Below are 18763 nucleotides of genomic sequence, written 5' to 3'. Positions count from 1 at the left end.
CGACCGCTCAGGGGCGGCCGACGTTGGTGTTCAGCCGGGTGTAGCCCGGGATGCTCTTGTTAAAGGTTTCCAGCGGATTGCCGAAGCCCAGGCGCGACAGGCCGTTCAGCTCCAGCTGGAAGAAGATCGGCGTCGAGGTGGTCTGCAGGGCGGTCACGAAACGCTGCGCGCCAAGGCGGAACACCCAGCAATCGGCCTTGTACTCGAGCCCCAGGAGGCCCTCGAGCAGCTTGCGGTCGCGCAGCGAGTAGCTGGCCCGCGCCACGCCATACCAGCGCCGCGACAAGGGCCACTGGCCCGACACGTCGGCATTCCGGAAACCGCTGGCGGCGCCGATGGTGTCACGCTGATAGCGGTATTCGAAATTCAGCACCTTCATCGGCGCCGGATTCCACTGCACCCCGTAGTTCTTGCTGTACAGGCTGCGGCTCTGCGCGTCGTATTGTACGCCGCTGTCGAAGGTCCAGTTCTCGGAAATGCGGCCGGAGGCGGCCAGCAGGGCGTCCGAGCGGGTGACTTCGGCCTTGTCGGCGCTGTTCAGGCGCACGCGCGGGTTCACCTGCGGATCGCTGAAATAGTAGCGGCTGCCGGCCACCAGGCGCAGGCGCTCGGCGCCATTGGCCTCGATGAAGCGCGACACCACCGCCGCCGTCAGCTGGTTGGCGTCCGACACCCGGTCGGCGCCGACGAAGCGGTTTTCCGTGAACAGCTGGGCGTAGTTGAAGCCGGCCACCGCGGTGTCGAAGTTCGGGATCTCGCTCTGGTCCTTGTACGGGGTGCGCACGTAGAACAGGCGCGGCTCCAGGGTCTGGGTCGAATTCTCGCCGAACAGCGAGCTCTGGCGCTCGAAGATCAGGCCGCTGTCCAGCGACACGGTCGGCAGCACGCGCGAGATCCGGTTGTGCGCCACCTTGGTCACCGGGTCGACGTTGTTGTCGAGGTCGTACTGGGTCGCGTGCAGCATGACCTTGGGCGTGAAGAACCAGCCCGGCCGCACGATCGGGTAGCTGACCTGGCTCACCAGGTTGGCGCGGTTGCCCTGTACGAAGGTCTTTTCCGGGTGCGAGAAGCGCACCAGCTCGGCGTCCACCGCCCAGTCGAAGCCGCCCAGCACGTCGTAGCGGCCGGCGTGGAAGTTAATCTGCGGCAGGCGGTCGTAGGGACGCGCCACCTGCAGCGCGGCGGCGTTCGGATTGTTCGGATCGAGGGCGGCCGGATCCTGCAGCACCTGGTAGCTCTGGATGCGCGTGTTCACGCTCCAGTAATGGCCCGAGTAGTCGGTACGCAGCTCGCGCAGCAACTGGCGCTCGGCGCTGGCCGCCACCGTGCGCGAGAAGTCGGATGGATATTCGTTGTCGGAGGCGGCGTGCGCGTTCCAGCCGAAGGTCCAGCCCGGCGCCAGGGCCTGGCTGTGCAGGGTATCGATCCACCAGCGGTCGCGTTTCGCCACGCGGTCGTTCGGCAGCACCTCGAGGTGGGTCTCGCCGCTGTAGGGGCCGCGCGCGGTCTCGCCGATGTAGCGGCCGGTCAGGCCCATCTGCAGGCCGCGGTTGAAGATATAGCGCGGATACAGCGTCAGGTCGCGGTTCGGCGCAATATTGACGTAGTACGGCACCATGATCTCGGCGGCGCCCTTGGAGCCGGTGCCGATCGATGGCGGCAGCCAGCCCGAGCGGCGCGCGCCGGACAGCGAAAACGACAGCGCCGGCGTGCCGAGGATGGGCACGTCCTTGAAGTAGATAACGGTCTTGCCGGCGGTGCCGACGTCGCGCCCGCTGTCCAGGTTCAGGGTGCTGGATTTCAGGTACCAGTCCGGATCCGGGCCTTCGCAGGTGCTGTAGGTGCCGTCCACCACCACGGCCTGGTTCTCGCCCAGGAAGTCGATGCGCGCAGCCTTGCCCTGGCCGTTATTCATCTGCAAATGGTAGGCCGGGTTCAGCACCCAGCCCTTGCCGGTCTCAAGGTTCAGCTGCAGCGCGTCGCCCTTGTAGCGGTCGCCGAAGCGCCACATCGTGATATGGCCCTGGGCCGTCACTTCGTCCTCGACCTGGCGGAAGCAGGCGGTGTCGGCGGTGATGCCGGTGGCGCCGCGCGTCACTTCGACGTTGCGGTACAGGTTCAGCTCGCGGTCGGGACGGCCGGCGAACTCCTCGGCGCGCATGGTCGTCGGCTGGTCGTCGTCGCTACGCGAGCCCGCCGGCGCGGTCTGCGCGTACAAGGGCCCCGTGGCCACGGCGACGAGGGCGGACAAGGCAGCGGCACGCCGCGGCGGGAAAGGAAGGGCCGTAATCCAGCTCATGAAAGATCGCGTTGCACCATAGAGGGCGATTTTTTGGATTGAATCCCTTATTATATGGGAATATGTGCGACACGGTCGCAAATGAGCCGCCATGCGGCAATGTCTCTAGAAATAGCCAACAAACGTATCTTCTTGATTTTTAAGGATTCGTTTCCGGCTATTGGTTACAACTTTTACAGCAAAGGAAACCACGCTCGCGACCTGCAAAACGAGTTCATCCTTGTTTTGATAGTGATCAAAGGTGGGGTGTCCAATGGTAGGCTGCTGTCGCGTTGTTGAAACACTCCTCGGACGCTCATCTTGCGTCTGTGAGATCGACAAGACCTCACGAGTGTTCAAGCAGGCAAAACATCGCCTGTACCAATCTCAGAGTGCGACAAACTCTTCGATATCTTGTCGTGCTGGATAGTTCGCAAGAACTCCTGCCACGACCGGGCGTACGACCGCCCGTCACCTACTTGGACATGCGTCACCGGCAACGGGGGGTATGAAGCTCCGACGACAATGTACTCCCGAGAATTCGGCGGTTAACCACGCGAGTGGGAACCGGAGACTGCAAGCAGCAAGAGCGGTCAAGAGGCTAGGTGAATGCTGCAAGGGTAACGTAATGTGAATCATCGTCAGAACCCTCGTAAATATAGATAGGCGAAAGCTGCTGGAATCATCACGCCTCAACCAAAAGGTATGTGGTCGGTTGTCTCCGTATATTCTGGGGACACGTCGTCATAAAGACCACCGGGGGAAAGATGGACCCTAAACAGCTAGTCGCGATGGGAATCGCGTCGATATCGTTGGGAACGTGGTAAGCCCGACTCTCCGCCATTTCAGAACAGCGATATGGCAGATGACCCGCAAGGGAAGTTGACGGAGGAGCGGGTATGGGAGGATGGAAAAAGCGAACGCCGGGTTGTAATGATCCGGATAGGGATTCGAGTGATCCTGACCCGAAAGGGTGCAGACTTCCATCTGGTGTAATAGTCGTTACACGCCTGAGCAACTCTTATTGATCAACAATCCCGAAGGGGTCCTCCCCTCAGGGGCAGGGACCTCCGACGGAACAGATACGAGGTACAGCATGAGAGTAACCGCCGACTTCGACGGTTCTGCGTCCTCGCTCGTTCCGACGGATTGGGCAGCCATCAATTGGCGGCTCGTTCAGAAGAACGTGAGAGACATGCAGCGCCGACTAACGAAGGCTTCGCAGGAAGGCAACTGGCGCAGGGTGAAAGCTTTGCAAAGGTGGCTAACCCACTCGTTCAGCGCGAAGGCGCTGGCAATCAAACGGGTTACTGAAAACCAAGGGAAGCGCACTGCCGGGGTAGACCAGGAAATCTGGGACTCGCCTCAGCAGAAACTAGCCGCAATTGCCCGTCTGAGAAATCACCGCTATCGACCTCTCCCCCTACGGAGGGTCTATATTCCCAAGACCGATGGAAGGATGCGCCCGCTGGGCATCCCGACCATGAAGGACAGAGCCATGCAAGCGCTTCATCTGTTGGCCCTTGACCCTGTCTTGGAAACGTTGAGCGACCCGAATTCATACGGATTCAGGAAGAATCGTTCGACTGCGGACGCGATGTCCCAGATCTTCCTCCAGACGTGCCGTAAGGTCTCGGCTGAATGGGTGCTGGACGCGGACATCGAAGGCTTCTTCGACAATATCAACCATGACTGGATGATCGATAACGTCTGCATGGACAAGTCGGTTCTGAAGAAGTGGTTGAGATCCGGGGTGGTCGACCGGAGGCAACTGGTGGCAACCACCGCAGGGACGCCACAGGGCGGCATCATCAGCCCTGCCCTGGCAAACTGGACACTGAACGGCCTTGAAACTGGCCTTGCCGAGCACCTCCGTGCAAAGTACGGTGCAGCCAAAGCATCGAAGCTGAAGGTCGGTGTAGCGCGATACGCGGACGACTTTGTCATCACCGGCGGTTCGAAGGAACTGCTGGAGAGCGAAGTAAAGCCGTGGGTAGAGCAGTTCCTGGCAACTCGGGGACTGAGGCTATCGACCGCGAAGACCAAGATCGTGCACATCGACGAAGGTTTCGACTTCCTGGGATGGAACTTCCGCAAGTACTCCGGGAAGCTGCTCATCAAGCCAAGTAAGAAGAACATGAAAGCGTTCTATGAAAAGCTCAGGAAGACGATCAGTGAAAACATCGGCGCAAAGCAGGAGAACCTGATTCAACTGCTGAACCCGATGCTACGCGGCTGGGCGCAGTATCACAGCTGCGTGGTAGCCAAGGAGTCGTTCACGCATATGGAGTCGCTGCTGTACTGGCGGCTTCAGCGGTGGGCCATGCGCAGGCACCCGAGGAAAAGCAAAGACTGGATTCGCAAGCGGTACTGGCAGTCCGTCGGCGACCGACCAAGGGTGTTTGTGGCTGACGTACCAATGGATGGCAAGATAGGCAAGGTGGAGATGCTCTCGCTACCGGCAACACCCATCGTGCGCCACAAGAAAATCAAGGGCGAGTATCACCCTTACGATCCCAAATACGAACTGTACGGCGAAACCCTGAGGCAGGAGCGCATGTTGAAGAACATGAACTACCGGCGCGAATGGGCTAAGTTGTTCAGCGAACAAGCGGGCTTGTGCGCAGTGTGCGGATGCGCGATGGACATGGAGACCGGTTGGCACGACCATCACATCGAATACCGTGTCAACGGAGGCTCGAACGCTCTGGGAAATCGCGTATTATTGCACCCTAATTGCCATGCTCAGGTGCATGCTCTACACTTGGAAGTTAAAAAGCCGGTCCCTGCATAGGGGCTTTTATTATGCTTGAGCCGTGTGCGGTGAAAGTCGCACGCACGGTTCTTAGGGGGGAGGGATTCCAGCAATGGGTCCTTCCTACCCTACTCATCACCAACCGGATTCACCGGGACGCTTCATGTCTTCTCTGTCTCAACACTCCCCCGCGGCCTTCGACAAGGATGCCCGGCTGGCCCAACTGACCGCATGGCTGGGCACCCTGGACCTGGTCGACGTCGGGAGCCTGCGCCCCGCCTCGGCCGATGCCAGCTTCCGCCGCTACTTCCGTCTCGATGTTGTGCCCGCGCTACGCGCCAAGCTGGGGGACACCCTGGTCGCGATGGACGCCCCGCCCGAGCGCGAGAACGTGCCGGCCTTCATCCACGTCGACGGCCTGCTGTTCGACGCCGGCGTGACCGTGCCCGCCATCGTCGCCCGCAAGGTCGAGGACGGCTTCCTGCTGCTGTCCGACCTCGGCACCACCACCTACCTGCAGCGCCTCGACGTCGACAACGCGCCCTACATGTACTCGGACGCCGTCGACGCCCTGATCAAGTTCCAGCTGACCAGCCAGCCCGGCGTGCTGCCGGAGTTCGACCGCGCCTTCGTGCTGCGCGAGATGAACCTGTTCCCGGAATGGTTCATCGGCCGCCACCTGGGCATCGAGATGAACGACATCCAGAAGGCCCAGCTGGAAAAGGTGTTCGAAGCCATCACCGCCAACGTGCTGGCCCAGCAGCAGGTGTTCATGCACCGCGATTTCCACTCCCGCAACCTGATGTTCCTCGACCAGGGCAACCCGGGCGTGCTGGACTTCCAGGACGCCGTGTACGGCCCCATCAGCTACGACCTGGCCTCGCTGCTGCGCGACGCCTACATCCAGTGGGACGAGGAATTCGTGCTCGACTGGGTGGTGCGCTACTGGCAAAGCGCGAAGCAGGTTGGCCTGCCGGTCAATCCGGACATCGACGCCTTCTACCGCGACTTCGAATACATGGCCCTGCAGCGTCACCTGAAGATCCTCGGCATCTTCTGCCGCCTGAACTACCGCGACGGCAAGCCGCACTACATGGGCGACCTGCCGACCGTGATGGACTACGTGCGCAAGACCGCCAACCGCTACACCGAACTGAAACCGCTGCTGCGCCTGCTCGATGCCTTCGAGGACAAGGCGCCGGCGGTCGGCTACACCTTCTGATTCCAGGTAAATCTCGCCGATGAAAGCCATGATCTTCGCCGCCGGCCGCGGCGAGCGGATGCGTCCGCTGACGGACTCCTGCCCGAAGCCCCTGCTCAAGGTGCGCGGGCGCCCGCTCATCACCTACCATGTGATCAACCTGGTGCGCGCCGGCATCAAGGACATCGTCATCAACCATTCCCACCTCGGCCACATGATCGAGGAGGAACTGGGCGACGGCAGCCGCTACGGTGCACGCATCGTCTACTCCCACGAGCCGACGCCGCTGGAAACCGCCGGCGGCATCGCCAACGCCCTGCACCTGCTGGGCGACGAACCCTTCCTGGCCGTGTCTGGCGACATCTACGCGCCCTACTTCGACTTCGAACAGGTGCTGGACGCGCTGCCGGATAACGACGCGGTCGGCCGGCCGATCCCCGCGGACAAGCGCGACATCGCCTGGCTGTACCTGACGCCGAATCCCTGGCACAACCCGGACGGCGACTTCGGCCTGACCATGTACACGCTGTCGAACGAAGGCTCGCCGAAGTGGAATTTCGCCGGCATCGGCGTCTACCGTCCTGAAATGTTCGACGGCATCAAGGCCGGCGAGTTCCTGAAATTCGGCCCGCTCATGCGCAAGTTCATCGACCAGGGCCGGGTCGGCGGCGAGATCTACGACGGCGAATGGGTCAACGTCGGCACCATGCGCCAGCTCGAGGAGCTCAACGCCCCCTATACCGCAACCGCATCGGCCAGAGCGAAGCCATGACCAATCATGCAGCACGCCGTGCGCGCCTGGCCGCGCAGATGCTGCCGGGCGCGGTGGCCGTGCTGCCCACCGCCCCGGAAGTCCCGCGCAACGGCGACAGCGACTACCCCTACCGGCACGACAGCTATTTCTATTACCTGAGCGGCTTCACCGAACCGGACAGCGTGCTGGTACTCGTCGCCGCCCGCGGCGAGCGGCCGGCCCGCGCCATCCTGTTCTGCCGCGAGAAGAACCTGGAACGCGAGATCTGGGACGGCTACCGCTACGGCCCCGAAGCCGCGCGCTCAGCCTTCGGCGTAGACGAAGCCTGGCCCATCGCCGAACTCGACACCCGCCTGCCCGACCTGCTGGCCGACGCCCCGGCGCTGTACTACGCCACCGCCTCGAACGCGGCACTGGATGCGCAGGTAGCGGGCTGGATCAGGGCCGTTCGCGCGCGTTCGCGCAGCGGCGCGACGGCCCCCGCCGCCTTCCACGACCTGCTGCCGCTGCTGGACGAGATGCGCCTCATCAAGGACGCGGACGAACAGGCGATCATGCTGCGCGCCGGCGAGATTTCCGGCAATGCCCACGCGCGCGCGATGCGCGCCGCCCGCCCCGGCCTGCACGAATACGCGCTGGAAGCCGAGTTGCTGTACGAATTCCGCCGCAACGGCGCCCAGTTCCCGGCCTACACCCCGATCGTCGCCTCCGGCCCCAACGCCTGCGTCCTGCACTACAGCGCCAACGACCGCCCGATGCAGGACGGCGAGCTGGTGCTGATCGACGCCGGCTGCGAACTCGATGGCTATGCCTCGGACATCACCCGCACCTTCCCCGTCAACGGCCGCTTCACGCCCGCCCAGCGCAGGCTGTACGAACTGGTGCTGGCGGCCCAGGAGGCGGCCTTCGCGGCGATCGCCCCCGGCCGCCCCTACAGCGCCTTCCACGAAGCGGCCCTGCGGGTGCTCACCCAGGGCATGCTGGACCTCGGCCTGATCGCGCCGGGCAAGTTCGGCAGCGTGGAGGACGCCATCGCCGCGAAGGCCCATGTACCCTTCTACATGCACGGCACCGGCCACTGGCTGGGCATGGACGTGCACGACGTCGGCGCCTACCGCGACCTGACGCAGGCCGACAAGCCTTCGCGCCAGCTGAAACCCGGCATGGCGCTGACCGTGGAACCGGGCATCTACGTGCGCCCGGCGGAGGGCGTGCCGGAGGAATACTGGCACATCGGCATCCGCATCGAGGACGACGTGGTCGTCACCGAGGACGGCTACCGCATCCTGACGGCGAGCGCACCGAAGACGGTGGAAGAGATCGAGGCTCTGGTTGGAAAGGGACTATGACGGAACAAGCAAGGACTGAGGAAACACTGCGGGCCGACGTCGCCATCTGCGGCGCCGGCCCGGTCGGCATGGCGCTGGCCGCCATGCTGGCGCGGCGCGGCATCGACGGCAAACGCATCGCCCTCATCGACGGCAAGGCGCTGGGCCAGGCGATCTCGGACCCGCGCTCGATCGCGCTGGCCTGGGGCAGCCGCCTGCTGCTGGAAGACGTCGGCGCCTGGCCCGGGGTTGCGGCATCGAGCACGCCGATCCACCAGATCCACGTCTCGCGCCGCGGCCACCTGGGCCGCAGCATGATGGACCGCGAAGAGCACGGCCTGGAAGCCCTGGGCTATGTGGCCCGCTACGGCGACGTGGTCGACGCCCTCGCCCGCGCCTGCGAGCGCGCCGGCGTGCAGGTGCTGCGCCCGCTGCGAGTAAATTCCATCGACGAGCGTAGCGACGGCGTCCTGCTGCAACTGGACGACGGCCGCACCCTCCTCGCGCAGGTCGCGGTGCAGGCCGAGGGCGGCGTGTTCGGCGAGCAGGCCGATAAATCCAGCACCCGCGACTACGGCCAGACCGCCGTGATCGCGCGTGTCTCCACGAGCAGCCCGGCCGCTCACCGCGCCTTCGAGCGCTTCACCGACGAAGGCCCGCTGGCCCTGCTGCCGCAAGGCGGCGCCGACGGCCACCAGTACGCCCTGGTCTGGTGCGTCCAGCCGGAACGCGCCCGGCGCCTGCTGGACCTGGGCGAAGAGGCTTTTCTTTCGGAGCTGGGCGACGCCTTCGGCGAACGCCTCGGCCGCTTCACCGGCGTCTCGCCGCGCATCGCCTTCCCGCTCGGGCTGAACGCGGACCCGCGCGCGAGCGCCCGCACGGTCGCCATCGGCAACGCGGCCCAGACCCTGCATCCGGTGGCCGGACAGGGACTCAACCTGGGCCTGCGCGATGCGGCGGTACTGGCGCGCCTGCTGGCGCGCGAGATGAGCCCAAGCGCGCTCGACCGCTTCAAGAACGAACGCGAAGGCGACCGCAAGATGGTGATCCGCGCCACCGACACCATGGCGCGCGTGTTCGCAGACAAGGGCCCGCTGCAGCCGCTGTTCGGGCTGGCGCTGGCCGCGCTCGATACCGTCAAGCCGGCGCGCATGCTGCTCGCCGAGCTGATGATGTTCGGGCGGCGTTAAGGGTTCTGACGGCCCGCTTCCGTGCGGATCAGCTCCACCAGTTCGCGCGCATAGGCGGGCAGGCCCTCCAGGTCCTGCACCAGCACGCTGCGTTCGCGCACCGCCCACAGGTCGGTCAATTCCACCAGCGCCAGCCGCATATTGCGGCTGTGGCGCAGCGCCGACGACTGCGGCAGGATGCCGATGCCGACGTCCGCCTCCACCATGCGGCACATCGCCTCGAAGCCGCGCACCTGGATCCGCAAGTGCAGGCGGTCGCCGCTGTCGACCACGACCTTGTTCAGGAAATGCTGCAGGGTGCTGCCTTCGTGCAGGCCGATGTGCGGATAGGCCAGCGTCTCGGCAAAGCTGATGCTGCCCGCCTCGGCCAGCGGATGGCCGAGTGCCGTGGCCAGCACCAGGCGGTCGGTCGAAAAATTGATGATTTCCAGGCCCTGCCCCTGCACCGGACCGGCCGCGATGCCGATGTCCGCCGTGCCCTCCTGCACGCCGCGCACGATGTCGTGGTTGAGCCGCTCTTCCAGCGCCACGTTCACCTGCGGATGCGACGCCAGGAACAGGCCCAGCACCTCCGGCATGAATTCGGTCACCGCCGTGGTGTTCGCGAAGATGCGGATATGGCCTTTGATGCCATTGTTGTACTGCTGCATATCGCTCTTGAGCCGCTCGAGCTGCTGCATGAACTGCTGGGCATGCGCCAGCAGGGTTTCGCCGGCCGGCGACAGCAGCACGCCCTTGTTCTCGCGGTACAGCAGGCGCATGCCGAAGCGCGATTCCAGTTCCTTCATCCGGTTGCTGGCGGCCGCCAGCGACAAATGCATGCGCTCGGCGGCGCGGGTCAGGCTTTTCAGTTCCGCGACCAGGATGAACAGGCGCAGGTCGGTCAGGTCGAACAGCATGGGTGGGGTCCTTATTGAATACGTCGGGACGGATTCAGGCGCCTGCGGCCGGCGCCAGCCGCAGGTTTACCTGGACGGCATCGGCAGCATCGGCGACAGCGAAGCAGGCGGCCAAGCGGTAACGGTCGTTCTGGCTGACGCCTGCATCCGCAAACACCTTCCTCCAGGTCGAGGCAACTGCCTTTACCTCCGCGACGATAGCGGAGGCCTCTTCATGGGTGAGGAAGAATCTTGTACTTTGCGACAGCGCGTTTTCGATCGTGCTGGCCGTGCCGTAGGCGCCGACGCCGATTTGTTGCCCGCGAACCGGCGCCTCCAGATGAGGACAGATGTCGAAAGCGGGCGATAATCGGAATACGCCCGGTGCTGTCATCAGGAACGCATGGTTACGGAGGTGGTCGTCGACGTTCCCGACCATGATGTTGAGTACCATGCGCCTGAAAAGCTCGTGCGCATCGACCGGCGCCGAATCATTGCGCGGCCGTAATGCCTCGGCGATCGCGCCATAGGAGAACGAAGATTTGTATTCCCGCTGGTCCAGGCTGAGCGGCTTGGGCCGAAGGACACTGTGGGCGCTGAGATAATGGATCCTGTTCCCGTCCTCGGTGCGATCGAAGCGTTCGATCAGCAGTACGGAGCGGTCACCGATGTCCCTGAGCTCGAACGAGGGGAGCTTGATGCCGGCCTCGTGCGCCAGGAGCAGCGTTGCGAATTCCGCAGCCGGCACGTCGAAGACATCGTCCGGGCGGCTGAACTTCGCAATGTGCTCAACGCCATCGTGCATGACGACTGTCTTCGGCCGCAGGCCTCCCAGATCGCTGCCCGGGAAAAGCAGATTGATCGTCTCGGCATCGAGGTCATGGTCCGGATCGCTCACGTACCGATCCAGCGCCAGGAGCAGGCGTGCAGAAAGATCGGTCGAGCGGGTTGGCACTTCACCGAGCCGTGGGGGAGCGTCCGGGCTTGGCGAAAAAGCAAGGCAGCCGGAGCCGAAGTGCTTCGACTGGAGGAACCATTCGACTGCATTCGCGGGAAGCGGCTTGTTGTCCTTCCGTAGCAGGCGTGCAGTCAGCTTGGCGCCCCACGCGTTGGGCCCCGCATCGGACAAGGCTCCATATGTGCCGTCAGGCTGGCGGGGCAGCGCTTGCTCTCCCTGTTTCAGCGGCAAATGCCAGGGATCGATACTGAAGGCATGCTCGCGCTCGAGGTAGCGGCGACCGTACGCGAACCGGCCGTCGCCGCCGGCTTTCAAACCGAAGGACGCCAATGGAATCGGTGCCGCCGGCGTCGAGCAGTCGAAAACGATCATCGTAGTCTGCGTCATCAGAAATCCGTTGGCAAAGGTTCGGAATCGGCGGACGTCTTCGGACGCACCTCGTCGGGCTGGCTGACAAGAAGCTCGAGGTCGGCCAGTTCACCAAGCGCTTCCAGCACGGTTAATGCGACAGCAAAGGAAACACTCGGATCGCCGCGTTCGAGCCGGGACAGTGTCTGTCGGTGTACGCGGCTCGCCTGTTCCAGATCGGCCAGCGTACGTTGCTGCGCCTTGCGCGCACGCCTGAGCCGCGCGCCGAAACGCGCTGCCGCATCGAGAGCGGCTTGTGAGTGAAAAGGGGTGGATTTCGCCATTTGACCCTCCCTATACTGATTGTGTATTTTACCGCAGCAAAGAGAACAAAGAGGAATAAAGGTGTATATAAACATCTTTTTTTGAAAAATATCGCTTATATCCACCCAAACTAGCCTGCAAAAGCGACTTCCTCGCGGCAAACCACCCTTCACCGAAACCGTAGCCCCCCTTCCAAAAGCATCGATTGTGCCAAACTGGCATGAGGTCCAGACTGGGCGCTCGTCAATAGAGAGCCCCGCACCACCATGACCTCCGATGCCTTCGATGACTCCCTGCTCCAGCAGTGGGTCGGCAAGACCGAAACCGTCAGCGCGCGCGTCAACGCCGTCACCGCCAACGCGCTGGCGGCCACGCTCGACCGCCCGGACAGCTTCGACGCCGGCGCCGGCCTGCCGCCGCTCTGGCACTGGGCCTATTTCTGGCACGCTGCCCCCCAGTCCGAGCTCGGTCCCGACGGCCACCCGCAGCGCGGCGGCTTCCTGCCGCCGGTGCCGCTGCCGCGCCGCATGTGGGCCGGTGGCCGCCTGACGTTCGGCCGGCCGCTGCGGGTCGAAGTCGAAGCCACCCGCAGCTCGCAGGTGAAGAGCGTGAGCAGCAAGCATGGCGCCACCGGTCCGCTGGTATTCGTCACCGTGCGCCACGAGCTGGCGCAGGAGGGCGCCGTGTGCGTCACCGAAGAGCACGACATCGTCTACCGGGAGATGCCGCAGCCGGGCGCCGCCGCGCCGGCGCCGAAGATGGCGCCGGCAGAAGCCGTCTGGGAACGCAGCATCGTCCCCGATCCGGTGCTGCTGTTCCGCTACTCGGCGCTGACCTTCAACGGCCACCGCATCCATTACGACCGCAGCTACGTGACCGAGGTCGAAGGCTATCCCGGCCTGATCGTGCACGGCCCGCTGATCGCGACCCTCCTGCTCGAACTCGTGCAGCGCAATCTGCCGCAAGCGCGCATCGCCTCCTTCTCCTTCCGCGCCGTCGGCCCACTGTTCGACATCGAGCCCTTCACGGTGTGCGGCAGCCTTGACCCCGACGGCCGCACCGTGCGCCTGTGGGCGAAGAACATCCGCGGCGAACTGGCCATGCAGGCCGACGCCCTGCTCTCCTGATTCATACTGGACCACATCATGTCGATTCAACAGAACCACGATTACCAGGACATCCGCGAAGCGGTGCGCGCCCTGTGCGCCGAATTCCCCGCCGAGTACTTCCGCAAGGTCGACGAGGCGCGCGCCTATCCCGAAGAATTCGTCACCGCGCTGACCCAGGCCGGCTGGCTGGCGGCCCTGATTCCCGAGGAATACGGCGGCTCCGGGCTGGGCCTGACCGAGGCCTCGGTCATCATGGAAGAGATCAACCGCGCCGGTGGCAACTCGGGCGCCTGCCACGGCCAGATGTACAACATGGGCACCCTGCTGCGCCACGGCTCGAAAGAGCAGAAGGAGCGCTACCTGCCGAAGATCGCCAGCGGCGAGCTGCGCCTGCAGTCGATGGCGGTGACGGAGCCGACCACCGGCACCGACACCACCAAAATCAAGACCACCGCCGTGCGCAAGGGCGACAAATACGTCATCAACGGCCAGAAGGTGTGGATCTCGCGCATCCAGCACTCCGACCTGATGATCCTGCTGGCGCGCACCACGCCGCTGTCGGAAGTGACGAAGAAATCCGAGGGCATGTCGATCTTCGTGGTCGACTTGCGCGAAGCGATCGGCAAGGGCCTGTCCGTGCAGCCGATCCTCAACATGGTGAACCACGAGACCAACGAGCTGTTCTTCGAGAACCTGGAAATCCCGGCCGAGAACCTGATCGGCGAAGAAGGCAAGGGTTTCAAATACATCCTCGACGGCCTGAATGCCGAGCGCACCTTGATTGCCGCCGAATGCATCGGCGACGGCTACTGGTTCATCGACAAGGTAACCAAATACGTGAGCGAGCGCGAAGTGTTCGGCCGCCCGATCGGCCAGAACCAGGGCGTCCAGTTCCCGATCGCGAAAGCCTATGTGAACGTCGAAGCGGCCAACCTGATGCGCTACAAGGCCTGCGCCCTGTTCGACGCCCATCAGCCCTGCGGCGCCGAGGCGAACATGGCCAAGATGCTTGCCGCGGATGCGTCCTGGGAAGCGGCCAACGCCTGCCTGCAGTTCCACGGCGGCTTCGGCTTCGCCGCCGAATACGACGTCGAGCGCAAGTTCCGCGAGACCCGCCTGTACCAGGTGGCGCCGATCTCGACCAACCTGATCCTCGCCTATATCGGCGAGCACGTGCTCGGCATGCCGCGTTCGTTCTGAGGAGGCGACCATGAATGATTCCACCATGCGCCCGCTGGACGGCATCACCGTCGTCACGCTCGAACACGCGATCGCCGCGCCCTTCTGCACGCGCCAGCTGGCCGACCTCGGCGCGCGCGTCATCAAGATCGAACGCCCCGGCGTGGGCGACTTCGCGCGCGCCTACGACAGCCGCGCGCGCGGCCTGGCCTCGCACTTCGTGTGGACCAACCGCTCCAAGGAAAGCCTGACGCTCGACGTCAAGCACGAGGAAGCCGGCGCCATCCTCGACAAGCTGCTGGAAGAAGCCGACGTGCTGGTGCAGAACCTGGCGCCCGGCGCCGCCGCCCGCCTCGGCCTGTCCTACGAGGCCCTGTCCGAACGGTTCCCGCGCCTGATCGTCTGCGACATCTCCGGCTACGGCGCCGACGGCCCCTACCGCGACAAGAAGGCCTACGACCTGCTGATCCAGAGCGAATCCGGATTCCTGTCGGTGACCGGCACGCCGGACGAGCCGGCCAAGGCGGGCTGCTCGATCGCCGACATCTCGGCCGGCATGTACGCCTACTCGAACATCCTGGCGGCGCTGATCCGGCGCGGCCGCACCGGCAAGGGCAGCCACATCGACGTCTCGATGCTGGAAACCATGATGGAGTGGATGAGCTTTCCGCTCTACTACGCGATGGACGGCGCCTCGCCGCCGCCGCGCGCCGGCGCCGCCCACGCCACCATCTACCCCTACGGCCCCTTCCCCGCCGGCGATGGCCGGGTGGTCATGCTGGGCCTGCAGAACGAGCGCGAATGGGCGCTGTTCTGCACCAGGGTACTCGGCATGCCCGAGCTGGCGGGCGACCCGCGCTTCAACTCGAACGCGGCGCGCACCGCCGCCCGCGGCGAACTGCGCGCCATCATCGTCGACGTGTTCTCCCGGTTCACGGCCGAGCAGGTGATCGACAAGCTGGAGTCGGCGCCGATCGCGAACGCCCACGTCAACACCATGCACGACATGTGGGAACACCCGCAGCTGAAGGCGCGCGGACGCTGGCTTGATGTGGCGACGCCCGCCGGTCCCCTGCCCGCCCTGAAGCCGCCCGGGGTACCCGAGGACTGGAATGCGCGCATGGATCCGATTCCGGCGCTTGGGGCGCATACGGAGGCGATCCTGGGTGAGCTGGGGTATGGGGCGGAGCGGATCGCGGCGCTGCGCGAGAAGAAGGCAATCTAAGAACGACGGCACTAACCGGAGACGCATCAATGAACGAGCACCACCCCAGCCAGCAACTGGCCACCTTCGCCGCCAGGCTGCGCTTCGAAGACATCCCGGCACCGGTAATCAAGCGCGCCGAAGACCTCTTCCTCGACTGGTTCGGCTCGGCCCTGGCCGGCAGGACCGGCCGTCCGGTCCAGGTCATCGAAGCCTTCGCGCGGCAGATGGGGCCGCAGGACGGCGCCTGCGAGGTGCTGATCGCGCGCCGCCGCACCACGCCGCTGTTCGCCGCGATGGTCAACGCGGCCTCCTCCCACTTCGCCGAGCAGGACGACGTGCACAATGGTTCGGTATTCCATCCGGCCGCGGTGGTGTTCCCGGCGGCGCTGGCGGTCGCGCAGGCGATCGGTGCCGGCGGACGCGATCTGCTGACGGCGTCGGTGGCCGGCTATGAAGTCGGAATCCGGGTCGGCGAATTCCTCGGCCGCTCGCACTACAAGATCTTCCATACCACCGGCACCGCCGGCACCGTGGCCGCCGCCGCCGCCGCCGGTCACCTGCTGGGCCTGAACCCCGAACAGATGCTGCACGCCTTCGGCTCGGCCGGCACCCAGGCCGCCGGCCTGTGGGAATTCCTGCGCGACGCCGCCGATTCGAAGCAGCTGCACACGGCCCACGCGGCGGCCGGCGGCCTGACGGCGGCCTACCTGGCGCAGGGCGGCTTCACGGGCGCAAGCCGGATCCTGGAAGGCGCCCAGGGCATGGCGGCCGGCATGTCGCGCGACGCCGACCCGGCAAGGCTGACCGATCAACTTGGCCAGCGCTGGACCCTGGCCGAAACCTCGTTCAAGTTCCACGCCTCCTGCCGCCACACCCATCCGGCCGCCGATGCCCTGCTGCAGGTGGTGAGGGCGCACGCGCTGCGGCCGCAGGACATCGTGGGCGTGACGGCGCGCGTGCACCAGGGCGCCATCGACGTGCTGGGCCCGGTGGTCGATCCGCGCACCGTGCACCAGGCGAAGTTCTCGATGGGGACGGTGCTCGGCCTGATCACCGAATTCGGCAATGCGGGCCTGCAGGAATTCGAGAGCTTCTACAACGATCCGCGCATCGCCGCTTTCCGCAACAAGGTCGAGATGGTGCTGGACGAGGAAGTCGACCGCGCCTATCCGGCACGCTGGATCGGCAAGGTGACGGTGCACACCGCCGACGGACGCACGCTGGAAGGCCGCGTCGACGAACCGAAGGGCGACCCGGGCAACACGCTGTCGCGCGAGGAGCTCGAAGACAAGGCCCTGCGCCTGGCCGGGTTTGCCGATGCCGCCAGCCCGGACGAGATGCGCGCCGCCTTCGCCCGCATCTGGACGCTGGCCGATGCCGAGCGGGTCGGCTTCCTGCTGTCCGGCCAGGACTGAAGCATGCTGGAACGCTCCTATCTGTTCGTACCGGGCAACCGCCCGGAACGCTTCGACAAGGCCTGTGCCGCCGGCGCCGACGCGGTGATCGTCGACCTCGAGGACGCGGTGCCGCCCGCCGACAAGCAGGCTGCGCGCGATGCGCTGGCTGCCTGGCTGTCGCCGCAGCAGCCGGTGCTGGTGCGCATCAACGGCTTCGAGAGCGCCTGGTTCGAGGACGATCTCGTGCTCTGCGCCGTGCCCGGCGTGGCCGGCATCGTGCTGCCCAAGGCCGAGCACGAGGCTTCGCTGGCCAGGCTCGACGCCGCCGGCGCCGGCGCCATCCTGCCCCTGATCGAAAGCGGCCTGGGATTGTGGAATGCCGCCGCGCTGGCGCGCATGCCGCGCGTGCAGCGCCTGGTCTTCGGCTCGATCGATTTCAGCCTCGACCTGAACATCCAGGAAAGCCATGAGACCCTGCTGCATGCGCGCTCCCAGCTGGTGCTGGCTTCGCGCGTGGCGGGCATCGCGGCGCCGGTCGATGGCGTGACCACCAGCTTCGACGATCGCGCCCGCGTGCACGGCGACACCCTGCGGGCCCGCGCGCTAGGCTTCGGAGGCAAGCTGTGCATCCATCCGAAACAGGTCGCCCCGGTGCACGAGGCCTTCGCGCCGACCTCCACTGAGCTGGACTGGGCCGGGCGCGTGGTCGCCGCGGCCGAGGCGGCGCAGGGCGGCGCGGTGGCCCTCGACGGCAAGATGGTCGACCGGCCGGTCATCCTGATTGCGCAGCAAATGCTCGAAGAAGCACGGCGGCGCATGTAACAACCCAGCGGTTCCTATTTCAACGACAAAGGAGACAAGATGAAATTCAAGATCATGCACGCGGTACTGTTCGCCGCCACCTTCGCCAGCGCCGGCGCTTACGCACAGGCGCCGATCGTCATCAAGTTCAGCCACGTGGTCGCCAACGACACACCGAAGGGCAAGGGCGCCCTGCGCTTCAAGGAACTGGCGGAAAAGGCGACGGGCGGCCGGGTCAAGGTCGAGGTCTACCCGAACAGCACGCTGTACAAGGACAAGGAGGAAATGGAAGCGCTGCAGCTGGGATCGGTCCAGATGCTGGCGCCCTCGCTGGCCAAGTTCGGCCCACTGGGCGTGAAGGAATTCGAAGCCTTCGACATGCCCTTCATTTTCCATGACAAGCAGGCGCTGTATCGCGTCACCAACGGCCCGGTGGGCAAGTGGTTCTTCGCCAAGCTCGAACCCAAGGGCGTCCATGGCCTGGCCTATTGGGATAACGGCTTCAAGGACATGACCGCCAACAAGCCGCTGCACACGCCGGCCGACTTCCGCGGCCTCAAGATGCGCATCCAGAGCTCGAAGGTGCTGGACGCCCAGTTCCGCGCGCTCGGCGCCAACCCGCAGGTGATGGCCTTCTCCGAGGTCTACCAGGCGATGCAGACCGGCGTCGTCGACGGCAACGAGAACACGCCGTCGAACATCTATACCCAGAAGATGCACGAGGTGCAGAAGGACATGACGATTTCCAACCACGGCTATATCGGCTACGCGGTCATCGTCAACAAGAAGTTCTGGGACGGCCTGCCGGCCGACATCCGCACCAAGCTCGAGGGCGCGATGCTTGATGCCACCAAGTACACCAACGACATCGCCCAGGAAGAAAACGACAAGGCGATCGAAACGATCAAGGCCAGCGGCAAGACCACGGTCTACACCCTGACCCAGGCCGAGCGCGAAACCTGGCGCAAGGCGATGTCGCCGGTGTACAAACAGATGGAGAGCCGGGTCGGCAAGGAGGCACTGGACGCCGTGGAAAAGGCCGTGGCGGGTAAATGA

15 protein-coding genes are annotated in these 18763 nt (G+C 64.9%); 11 read left to right on the top strand and 4 right to left on the bottom strand.

The features are described 5' to 3' along the window. Window positions 1–7: 7 nt before the first annotated feature. Entirely contained in the window at window positions 8–2299 is a 2292-nt protein-coding gene (locus AC1DIX_RS07495) for an LPS-assembly protein LptD (protein WP_477251636.1), read from the bottom strand. Between the two features lie 1075 nt (window positions 2300–3374). Here AC1DIX_RS07495 and ltrA point away from each other — a divergent pair. The 5 genes from ltrA (at window position 3375) to AC1DIX_RS07470 (ending at window position 9506) form a co-directional block, all read left to right on the top strand. Further along, entirely contained in the window at window positions 3375–5072 is a 1698-nt protein-coding gene (gene ltrA, locus AC1DIX_RS07490; RefSeq protein ID WP_477323258.1) for a group II intron reverse transcriptase/maturase, read from the top strand. A 124-nt stretch (window positions 5073–5196) separates the two neighbouring features. Continuing rightward, the gene (locus AC1DIX_RS07485; protein WP_477323256.1) at window positions 5197–6255 is read left to right on the top strand and encodes an aminoglycoside phosphotransferase family protein; all 1059 of its coding nucleotides are present in this window, start codon (window positions 5197–5199) and stop codon (window positions 6253–6255) included. 19 nt (window positions 6256–6274) lie between these two features. Next, window positions 6275–7006: an N-acetylmuramate alpha-1-phosphate uridylyltransferase MurU gene (murU, locus tag AC1DIX_RS07480; protein ID WP_477323254.1), complete on the top strand. Its 732-nt coding sequence runs from the start codon at window positions 6275–6277 to the stop codon at window positions 7004–7006. Then, entirely contained in the window at window positions 7003–8337 is a 1335-nt protein-coding gene (gene pepP / locus AC1DIX_RS07475) for a Xaa-Pro aminopeptidase (RefSeq protein ID WP_477323252.1), read from the top strand. Before murU ends, pepP begins: the two co-directional genes overlap by 4 nt. Continuing rightward, window positions 8334–9506, top strand: a complete 1173-nt coding sequence (locus AC1DIX_RS07470; RefSeq protein WP_477323250.1) for a UbiH/UbiF/VisC/COQ6 family ubiquinone biosynthesis hydroxylase — start codon at window positions 8334–8336, stop codon at window positions 9504–9506. Before pepP ends, AC1DIX_RS07470 begins: the two co-directional genes overlap by 4 nt. On the opposite strand, the gene AC1DIX_RS07465 is transcribed toward AC1DIX_RS07470, so the two are convergent. From AC1DIX_RS07465 to AC1DIX_RS07455, 3 genes are read right to left on the bottom strand one after another with little or no spacing between them, the layout of a single operon-like run. Then, complete coding sequence (locus tag AC1DIX_RS07465) at window positions 9503–10405, bottom strand: LysR family transcriptional regulator (RefSeq protein WP_442122791.1); 903 nt, start codon at window positions 10403–10405, stop codon at window positions 9503–9505. The two genes, AC1DIX_RS07470 and AC1DIX_RS07465, sit on opposite strands and share 4 nt — an antisense overlap. A 34-nt stretch (window positions 10406–10439) precedes the next feature. Next, on the bottom strand, window positions 10440–11729 hold the full coding sequence (locus AC1DIX_RS07460; protein WP_477323248.1) for a type II toxin-antitoxin system HipA family toxin: 1290 nt from the start codon (window positions 11727–11729) through the stop codon (window positions 10440–10442). Continuing rightward, window positions 11729–12034 carry a helix-turn-helix domain-containing protein gene (locus AC1DIX_RS07455; RefSeq protein ID WP_477323246.1) on the bottom strand — a complete coding sequence of 102 codons (306 nt, stop codon included), beginning with the start codon at window positions 12032–12034 and terminating at the stop codon, window positions 11729–11731. Before AC1DIX_RS07455 ends, AC1DIX_RS07460 begins: the two co-directional genes overlap by 1 nt. A gap of 246 nt (window positions 12035–12280) precedes the next feature. Between AC1DIX_RS07455 and AC1DIX_RS07450 the strand changes: the two genes are divergently transcribed. From AC1DIX_RS07450 to AC1DIX_RS07425, 6 genes are read left to right on the top strand one after another with little or no spacing between them, the layout of a single operon-like run. Beyond that, window positions 12281–13141, top strand: a complete 861-nt coding sequence (locus AC1DIX_RS07450) for an HTD2 family dehydratase (RefSeq protein WP_477323244.1) — start codon at window positions 12281–12283, stop codon at window positions 13139–13141. Window positions 13142–13159: 18 nt separating this feature from the next. Beyond that, entirely contained in the window at window positions 13160–14323 is a 1164-nt protein-coding gene (locus tag AC1DIX_RS07445; RefSeq protein ID WP_477323242.1) for an acyl-CoA dehydrogenase family protein, read from the top strand. Between the two features lie 25 nt (window positions 14324–14348). Next, window positions 14349–15527, top strand: coding sequence for a CaiB/BaiF CoA transferase family protein (locus AC1DIX_RS07440; RefSeq protein ID WP_477323383.1), 1179 nt, complete (start codon window positions 14349–14351; stop codon window positions 15525–15527). A 29-nt stretch (window positions 15528–15556) separates the two neighbouring features. Then, window positions 15557–16924, top strand: coding sequence for an MmgE/PrpD family protein (locus tag AC1DIX_RS07435; RefSeq protein ID WP_477323240.1), 1368 nt, complete (start codon window positions 15557–15559; stop codon window positions 16922–16924). Between the two features lie 3 nt (window positions 16925–16927). Further along, window positions 16928–17728, top strand: coding sequence for an HpcH/HpaI aldolase/citrate lyase family protein (locus AC1DIX_RS07430; RefSeq protein WP_477323238.1), 801 nt, complete (start codon window positions 16928–16930; stop codon window positions 17726–17728). 39 nt (window positions 17729–17767) lie between these two features. Continuing rightward, window positions 17768–18763 carry a TRAP transporter substrate-binding protein gene (locus tag AC1DIX_RS07425; protein WP_477323236.1) on the top strand — a complete coding sequence of 332 codons (996 nt, stop codon included), beginning with the start codon at window positions 17768–17770 and terminating at the stop codon, window positions 18761–18763.

The organism is Massilia sp. 05N420, assembly GCF_056397205.1.
Note: the sequence above shows the minus strand (reverse complement) of the source record. Positions and strands in the feature narration are given on the sequence as shown.

What these genes read in the sequence shown, in the direction of transcription:
- AC1DIX_RS07425 (WP_477323236.1), top strand. Translation starts at nt 17,768, where the DNA reads ATGAAATTCAAGATCATGCACGCGGTACTGTTCGCCGCCACCTTCGCC.
- AC1DIX_RS07445 (WP_477323242.1), top strand. Translation starts at nt 13,160, where the DNA reads ATGTCGATTCAACAGAACCACGATTACCAGGACATCCGCGAAGCGGTG.
- AC1DIX_RS07460 (WP_477323248.1), bottom strand. Translation starts at nt 11,729, where the DNA reads ATGACGCAGACTACGATGATCGTTTTCGACTGCTCGACGCCGGCGGCA.
- AC1DIX_RS07440 (WP_477323383.1), top strand. Translation starts at nt 14,349, where the DNA reads ATGCGCCCGCTGGACGGCATCACCGTCGTCACGCTCGAACACGCGATC.
- AC1DIX_RS07430 (WP_477323238.1), top strand. Translation starts at nt 16,928, where the DNA reads ATGCTGGAACGCTCCTATCTGTTCGTACCGGGCAACCGCCCGGAACGC.
- AC1DIX_RS07485 (WP_477323256.1), top strand. Translation starts at nt 5,197, where the DNA reads ATGTCTTCTCTGTCTCAACACTCCCCCGCGGCCTTCGACAAGGATGCC.
- AC1DIX_RS07435 (WP_477323240.1), top strand. Translation starts at nt 15,557, where the DNA reads ATGAACGAGCACCACCCCAGCCAGCAACTGGCCACCTTCGCCGCCAGG.
- pepP (WP_477323252.1), top strand. Translation starts at nt 7,003, where the DNA reads ATGACCAATCATGCAGCACGCCGTGCGCGCCTGGCCGCGCAGATGCTG.
- murU (WP_477323254.1), top strand. Translation starts at nt 6,275, where the DNA reads ATGAAAGCCATGATCTTCGCCGCCGGCCGCGGCGAGCGGATGCGTCCG.
- AC1DIX_RS07495 (WP_477251636.1), bottom strand. Translation starts at nt 2,299, where the DNA reads ATGAGCTGGATTACGGCCCTTCCTTTCCCGCCGCGGCGTGCCGCTGCC.
- AC1DIX_RS07450 (WP_477323244.1), top strand. Translation starts at nt 12,281, where the DNA reads ATGACCTCCGATGCCTTCGATGACTCCCTGCTCCAGCAGTGGGTCGGC.
- AC1DIX_RS07455 (WP_477323246.1), bottom strand. Translation starts at nt 12,034, where the DNA reads ATGGCGAAATCCACCCCTTTTCACTCACAAGCCGCTCTCGATGCGGCA.
- AC1DIX_RS07465 (WP_442122791.1), bottom strand. Translation starts at nt 10,405, where the DNA reads ATGCTGTTCGACCTGACCGACCTGCGCCTGTTCATCCTGGTCGCGGAA.
- AC1DIX_RS07470 (WP_477323250.1), top strand. Translation starts at nt 8,334, where the DNA reads ATGACGGAACAAGCAAGGACTGAGGAAACACTGCGGGCCGACGTCGCC.
- ltrA (WP_477323258.1), top strand. Translation starts at nt 3,375, where the DNA reads ATGAGAGTAACCGCCGACTTCGACGGTTCTGCGTCCTCGCTCGTTCCG.